1 protein-coding gene is annotated in these 8208 nt (G+C 74.0%); it reads right to left on the bottom strand.

Features of this window, described 5'->3' with window-relative positions:
- Nucleotides 1-25: 25 nt before the first annotated feature.
- Entirely contained in the window at nucleotides 26-8200 is an 8175-nt protein-coding gene (locus tag ACN6LD_RS40610; protein ID WP_445045780.1) for an SDR family NAD(P)-dependent oxidoreductase, read from the bottom strand.
- Between the last annotated feature and the right edge of the window lie 8 nt (nucleotides 8201-8208).

The following is an 8208-nucleotide window of genomic DNA, read 5'->3' on the forward strand; positions in this document are numbered from 1 at the left end:
CCGGGCCGGACCGAGGCCGGTCGGCTCAGACCTCGTCGAGGTCGCCCTCGAGGAAGGCGCGCAGTTCGTCGTCGGAGACCTCGTCGGCGGCCGGCACCGGCGCCGAAGGCGCGGAGCCGACGGCGGCCCCGGCCGCCGGGTCGTCGTCGAGCCGGGCGAGCAGAGCGCTGAGCCTGCTGCGCAGCCGCTCCTGGACGGCCGTGTCCAGGACCGACGCGGTGAACTGGGCTTCCAGGGCGTCGAGACGGTCGAGGACCGGGGACGTGGCCGGCTGCGCCTCGTGGGTGACGCGTTCCAGGAGGTGCGCGGCGAGCCGTTCCGGCGTCGGGTAGTCGAACATGAGGGTCGCGGGCAGCCGTGCTCCTGCGAGGGCGCCGATGCGGTTGCGCAGTTCGACGGCGGTCAGCGAGTTGAACCCGCTGTCCAGGAAGCCTCCTTCGGGGTCGATGGAGTCGGGGCTGTCGTGCCCGATGACCAGGGCCGCCTGAGCGAGTACCGCGTCCAGGACGACGGCGTGCCGGGCGTCCGGGGCGAGCCCGGCGAGACGGTTGCGCAGCTCGCCCTCCGCGGGCGCCGCCGACGCGGTGGTGGCCGGTGCGGCCCGGTGCCGGGTGCGGGCCGGGACGAGGTCGCGCACCAGGTCCGGCACCGACCCGTCGGAGGCCCGTAGCGCGGCCGGGTCGAGGTCGAGGGGCGCGAAGTACGGATCACGGGAGCGCAGCGCCGCGTCGAGCAGGGCGAGCGCGTGAGCGGTCTCCATGGGCCGCAGTCCGCTGCGGGCGATGCGGCGCATGTCCGCTTCGTCGAGCTTGCCGGTCATGCCGCTGCGTTCGGCCCACAGACCCCAGGCGAGGGACTGGACGCGGCGTCCGCCGGCGGCGCGGCGTGCGGCGAAGGCGTCGAGGAAGGCGTTGGCGGCCGAGTAGTTGCCCTGCCCGACGCCGCCGAGGGTGCCGGCGATCGAGGAGAACAGAACGAGCGCGGCATCGGTGTCGCGGGTGAGTTCCTCCAGCAGGACGGTCGCGTCGGCCTTGGCCCGCAGCACCGTGTCGACGCGCTCGGGAGTGAGCGACTGCACGATGCCGTCGTCGAGGACGCCCGCGGTGTGGACGACGGCGCGGAGCGGCCGGTCCACGGGGATGTCGCCGAGCAGGGCGGTCAGGGCGTCGCGGTCGGCGACGTCGCAGGCGGCGACGGTGACGTGTGCCCCGTGGCCGCTGAGCTCCTCGTGGAGTGCGGTCATGCCCTCGGCCGCCGGGCCGCGCCGTCCGGCCAGCACCAGGGAGCGCACGCCGTGGGCGGTGACCAGGTGGCGGGCGATCTCCCGTCCCAGGACGCCGCCGGCCCCGGTGACCAGGACGGTGCCGTCCGCGAACGCCCCGTCCGTCGTCTCGGCGGGCGGCCCCGCCTGGGTGAGCCGGGGTGTGAACGCGGAGCCCTCGCGCAGGGCGATCTCGCTCTCGTCCGAGGCCAGCGCGGCCGGCAGCTGTGCCAGGGAGGCCGCACTGCCGTCGTGGTCGACCAGGGCGAAGCGGCCCGGGTTCTCGGCGCGCGCCGCACGGACCAGCCCCCAGACGGCCGCCTGGGCCGGATCGGTGCGGGGTGCGTCCTCGGATCCGGTGGTGACGGCGTTCCGGGTCAGCACCACCAGCCGGGAGGCCGCCAGGCCGTCCTGCGCCAGCCAGTCGGTGAGCAGGCTCAGCGCGTGGGCGGTGGCACGCCGCGTGGCAGCGGTGACGTCGCCGTCCGCCTCGGACCGGGTGTCGGGCATCGCCGCCAGGACCGTCGCGGGCACGGCGGCGCCCGTGGCCGCGTACAGCGCGGCGGGGTCCGTGTGCCGGACGGCGGTGCCGAACGCCGGTGCGGCGGACGGCGGCACGTCGCCGACGAGATGCGGCGTGGCGACGGGCGCCGTGCCGATGCCGACGGGCGTCCAGCGGATCCGGTGCAGTGCGCCGCGCCCCGGAGCGGACGGCAGGGCGCTGGTGTCCACGGGGCGCAGGGTGAGCCCGTCGATGTCGGCGACCCGGCGTCCCTCGCCGTCGAGGATGCCCACCCGGTAGGTGTGGTCGCCGACGGGGGTGAGACGTACGCGCAGCGCGGTGGCGCCGGCGGAGTGCGGGACGACGTCGGAGAAGGCGAACGGCAGGACGGTGCCGGCGCCTGCGGCGGGGGCCAGGGCCACCGTGTGCAGGGCGGCGTCCAGCAGGGCCGGGTGGACGCGGAACCGGGCGGCGCCCTGCAGGTGTTCGCCTTCCTCGGGGGCGATCTCGGCGTACACGTCGTCGCCGTCGCGCCAGGCCGCGCGCAGTCCGCGGAACGCGGGGCCGTAGGCGAAGCCGCCGGCGGCGATGCGGTCGTACAGGCCGCTGACGTCCACCGCGGTGGCGGACGCCGGCGGCCAGGCGGCCGGCAGAGGTGCGGGAGCGGAGGCCGACGGCGTGTCGGTGAGGGTGCCGTCGGCGTGCCGCGTCCAGGCGGTGCCGGTGGCGGGCCGGGAGTGCACCGAGAGGGCGCGGTCGCCGTTGCCGTCGGGCGCCGCGACGGACACCTGGAGCTGGACGCTGCCGTTCTCAGGGAGCACGAGCGGCGTCTGGAGGGTGAGGTCACCGATCCGGGCGGCCCCGACGTGTCCGCACGCCTCCATGGCGAGGTCGAGGAACGCGGTGCCGGGGAAGAGGATGCGGCCGTCCAGGGCGTGGTCGGCGAGCCAGGGCCTGTCGTTCACGGAGACGGTTCCCGTCAGCACGACGCCGGAGCTGTCGGCGAGGGCGACAGCGGCGGTGAGCAGCTGGTGGCGTACGGGGTCCAGGTCCGTGCGGGTGCTGTCGGAGCCGGTCGCCTCGAGCCAGTAGCGGCGCCGCTGGAAGGGGTAGGTGGGCAGGTCGGTGCGGACGGCTCCGGAGGGGGTGAACCAGTTGTCCCAGTCCACGCGGTGGCCGTGGGTGTGCAGCCGGGCGAGGGCGGAGGTCAGCGAGGCGTCTTCCTCCTCGTCGCGCCGCAGCGTCGGCACGAGGGTGGCGACGCCGTCGACGCAGTCTCCGGCGAGCGCGGTCAGCACGCCGCCCGGGCCGATCTCGACGTAGGTGGTGACGCCCTGTTCCTCCAGTGTGCGCATGCCGTCGTGGAAACGGACGGCGTCACGCACCTGGCTGACCCAATAGGCGCCGTCCATCGGCTCGTCGGCGGTGACGGGACGTCCGGTGACCGTGGAGACCACGGACAGGGCGGGGGCGGCGTGGTCGACGAGCGCCGTGTGGGCGGCGAACTCGTCGAGCATGTCGTCCATGTGGTGGGAGTGGAAAGCGTGACCGACCTGGAGGCGGTGTGTCTTGCGGCCCTGGCCGGCCAGTTCGGCCGCCACGGCGGTGACGGCTTCCTCGTCGCCGGACAGGACGGTGGCGAGCGGGCTGTTGACCGCCGCGACGGACACCCGGCCCGCGTGGGCGGCGAGCAGCGGTGTCACCTCCTCCTCACCGGCCTGTACGGAGATCATGACGCCGCCCGTCGGCAGGTTCCCCATGAGTCTTCCGCGCACGGCGACGAGCCGGCACGCGTCCTCCAGGGTGAGAACCCCCGCGACGTGGGCTGCGGCGATCTCGCCGACCGAGTGGCCGAGCACCGCGTCGGGCCGTACGCCCAGGCTCTCCAGCAGGCGGTACAGGGCGACCTGGACGGCGAAGAGTCCGGCCTGGGTATAGGCGGTGCGGTCGAGGAATGCCGCCTCGGGGCTGCCCGGTTCGGCGAACAGGACGTCACGCAGAGGCAGTTCGAGGTCGGCGTCGAGGTGGGCGCAGGCCTCGTCGAGGGCGTCGGCGAAGATCTCGTGCCGCTGGTACAGGACCCGTCCGGTGGCAGCCTGCTGACTGCCCTGTCCGGAGAAGAGGAAGGCCACCTTGCCCCCGCGGGCCCGGCCGGTGGTGAGCAGCGGGTGCTCCCGGCCCTCGGCGAGAGAGGTGAGCGCGTCGGTGAGTGAGGCGGTGTCGCCGGTGGCGACGGCCGCGCGGTCGGCGTGGTGGGCGCGTGTGGTGGCCAGGGAGAGCGCCAGGTCGGCCGGAGCGCTGTCCGGACGGGCGGCGATGTGGGCGAGGAGGCGGCGGGCCTGGGCGCGCAGGGCGGCGTCGCCACGGGCCGACAGCAGCCACGGCAGGGTGCGGGAGGCGCCGTCGGCCGGACGGGACTCCACGGGGGCGGGTGTCTCGGGTTCCTGGATGATCACGTGTGCGTTGGTGCCGGAGACGCCGAACGACGAGACACCCGCGCGACGCGGGGTGTCGCCGGGGGTCCAGCCGCGCTCTTCCTGCAGCAGGCGCACGGCGCCGGACGACCAGTCGATGTGCGGGGAGGGCTGTTCGGCGTGCAGGGTGCGCGGCAGGACGCGGTGACGCATCGCCATCACCATCTTGATGATGCCCGCGACGCCGGAAGCGGCCTGTGTGTGACCGATGTTGGACTTCAGCGCCCCGAGCCACAGCGGCCGCTCCGCAGGCCGGTCCTGACCGTAGACGGCCATCAGCGCCTGCGCCTCGATGGGGTCGCCGAGGGTCGTTCCGGTGCCGTGCGCCTCGACGGCGTCGACGTCCAGCGGGGAGAGCCCGGCGGACGCCAGCGCCTGACGGATGACCCTCTGCTGGGCGGGTCCGCTGGGCGCGGTGAGTCCGTTGGAGGCGCCGTCCTGGTTGACGGCGGTGCCGGCGACGGTGGCGAGCACGGGGTGGCCGTTGCGACGGGCGTCCGACAGACGCTCCAGCAGGAGCAGGCCGACGCCTTCGGCCCAGCCCGCGCCGTCGGCCTCGGCGGCGAACGGCTTGCAGCGGCCGTCCGGCGAGAGGGCGCGCTGCCTGCTGAACTCGACGAAGGTGTCCGGCGTGGACATCACGGTGACGCCGCCGGCCAGGGCGAGTTCGCACTCCCCGGACCGCAGGGCCTGTACCGCCAGGTGCAGGGCGACCAGGGAGGACGAGCAGGCGGTGTCGACGGTGACGGCCGGTCCTTCCAGACCGAAGGTGTAGGCGATGCGTCCCGAGGCGACGCTGCCGGCGCTGCCTGTGGCGAGGTAGCCCTCCAGCTCCTCGGGGGCCTTGCGGGCACGGCTGCCGTAGTCGTTGTAGTTGGATCCGACGAAGACGCCCGCGCGGGCGCCGCGGATGCGGTCCGGATCGATCCCGGCGCGTTCGAACGCCTCCCAGGACGTCTCCAGCAGCAGCCGGTGCTGCGGGTCGACGGCCACGGCCTCGCGGGGCGCGATCCCGAAGAACGCGGGGTCGAAGCGGTCGGCGTCGTGGAGGAAGCCGCCGTGCCGGGCGTACGAGTGGCCGATGCGGTCGGGGTCGGGATCGTAGAGGCTCTCGACGTCCCAGCCGCGGTCGGCGGGGAAGGGTGTGATGGCGTCGGCGCCGGCGGCGACCAGTTGCCACAGATCCTCGGGCGAGGCGACACCGCCGGGGAAGCGGCAGCCCATGGAGACGATGACGACCGGGTCGTCGTCGACCGCCGCCGTCGGCAGTTCGAGCAGCGGCTCGGCGGCCGCCGCCGTGCCGAAGAGTTCTCCGTCCAGGTAGGCGGCCAGGGCTCCTGCGGAGGGGTGGTCGAAGGCGAGCGTGACCGGCAGACGCAGACCGGTGGCCTCCACGAACCGGTTGCGCAGTTCGACGGCGGTGAGGGAGTCGAAGCCGACGTCCCTGAAGGCACACCCGTCGGGGACCGCGCCGGGATCCGCATGGCCGAGAACGGCGGAGGCCTGGGCGCGGACCTCGGTGACCAGCGCGGCACGGCGTTCCGCCGGGGCCAGGCCCGCGAGGCGCTGGACGAGCGGCGGTCCGTCGACGGAGTCGGCCTTCTTCTCGCCGCTCTCCGTGGAGAGCGGCGCCCGTGCCTCGGGGAGCTCGCGCAGCGCGGCGAACGCACGGGCGGTGATCAGCTTCCAGTCGACGTCGGCGACGATCAGGAACTCCTCGTCCTGCTCCAGCGCCTTCTGCAGGGAGGCGATGGCCAGTTCGGGGTCCATCGGGGGCACGCCGTCCCGGCGCAGCCGCTCGGCGACCTCCTCCCCGACCATGCCGCCGCCCGCCCAGGTTCCCCAGCCGATGGAGGTGGCGGGCAGTCCCTCCGCCCTGCGGCCGGCGGCCAGGGCGTCGAGGAAGGCGTTGGCCGCGGCGTAGCTGCCCTGTCCGGGACCGCCGAGGGTGCCTGCCATCGACGAGAACAGCACGAACGCGTCGAGGTCGAGATGGCGGGTGGCGGCGTCGAGGGCGAGCGCCGCATCGGCCTTGGGCCGCAGGACGTCATGGGCGCGCTGCGGGGTGAGCGCGTCGATGAGGCCGTCGTCGATGATGCCGGCGGTGTGCACCACTGCCGTGAGGGTGCCGCCGCCGGGCAGGTCGTCGACGAGGCGCCGCACGGCGTCGGCGTCGGAGACGTCGCAGGCGACGACGGTGGCCGGTGTGCCCGACTCGGCGAGCTCGGCGACGAGTTCGCCGGCGCCCGGCGCGTCGGGGCCGCGCCGGGAGGCGAGCACGAGGTGTTCGGCGCCGCCGCGTGCGAGCCAGCGGGCGACGTGCCGGCCGAGCCCGCCGGTGCCGCCCGTCACCAGGACGGTGCCGGACGGCTGCCAACTGCCCTCCGGCCGCGGCCCGTCACCGGCGCGCACCAGCCGCCGGGCGAAGAGTCCGGAAGCGCGCACTGCGAGGTGGTCCTCTTCGAGCGTCCCGGACAACGCGCCGATCAGCCGTCGCGCCGCACGCTCGTCGAGCGTGCCGGGCAGGTCGACGAGCCCGCCCCAGCGCTGCGGGTACTCCAGGGCGGCGATGCGGCCGAGACCCCAGGTCATCGCCTGCAGAGGGCTGGTCAGCCGGTCGCTGCGGCGCACGGAGACCGCGCCGCGCGTGGCGCACCACACCGGGGCGTCCAGGCGGGCGTCCCCGAGCACCTGAAGCAGAGTCGTGGTCAGGACCAGGCCGGTGGGCAGCACGCCCTCGGCCGACCAGGGGGACTCGTCCAGCGCGAGCAGCGACAGCACGCCACCGACCTCGACGCCGTCGGCCAGGGCGCGCACGAGGTCGGCCATGCGCTCACGTTCGGCTTCCGGGCCGCCCACGACGAGCACGCGGGTCCCGGCAGACCTGTCGCCGACCGCGGCGCGCACATCCCTGACGAGGGGGTCGTCCTCGTATCCGGCCGGTACGACGAGCAGCCACGTGTTCACCAGCTCGTGGGTGCGTGCGGGCTGTTCGGTGCGGGGCCGCCATGCGACCCGGTATCGCCAGCCGTCGAGAGTGGAGTGGTTGAGCCGGTCTCGCCGCCAGGACGACAGGGCGGGCACCACCTCGGCGAGTGAGCGCACGTCCTCGAGTCCGAGGCTGTCCGCCAGGGAATCGAGGTCGTGGCTGTCCACGCTGGCCCAGAACCCGTCGTCGAGGAGGTTCACCCCACCGGACGTCCCGCCGTCGGCACCGGTCTGCGGGACGGCCGGCTCCAGCCAGTAGCGGCTGCGCTGGAACGCATACGTCGGCAACTCCACCCGAGAAGGCGTCAACCCCGCGAACACCGGACCCCAATCGACCGCCACACCCCCCGCCCACGCCTCACCCAGAGACAGGTAGAACCGCCCCAGACCACCCTCACCCCGACGCAACGAACCCACCACCACCGCATCCCCGCCCACAGCCTCGACCGTCTCACCGATCGGCACCGCCAACACCGGATGCGGACTCATCTCCAAAAACGCCCCGAACCCCTCCCCCACCAAACGCCGCACCACCGGCTCCAACAACACCGACTGCCGCAGATTCCTGAACCAATACCCCCCGTCCGTCACCGCACCCTCCACCCACTCACCCGTCACCGTCGACAAAAACGGCACCGACGGCGCCAACGCCTCCACCGAACCCAACGCCACCCCCAACTCCTCCTCCAACACATCCACATGCACCGAATGCGACGCATAATCCACATCAATACGACGCACCCTCACCCCCGACCCCTCAGCGAACTCCACCAACTCGTCCAACACACCCACATCACCCGACACCACCGTCGACGACGGACCGTTCACCGCCGCCACCGACACCCGACCACCAAAACGACCCACCAACTCACCCACACCCTCAACAGGCAGACCCACCGACACCATCCCCCCACCACCCGCCAACGCCACCAACGCCCGCGACCGCAACGCCACCACCCGCGCACCGTCCACCACACTCAACG

The sequence above is a fragment of the Streptomyces sp. SAS_272 genome, from assembly GCF_052543235.1.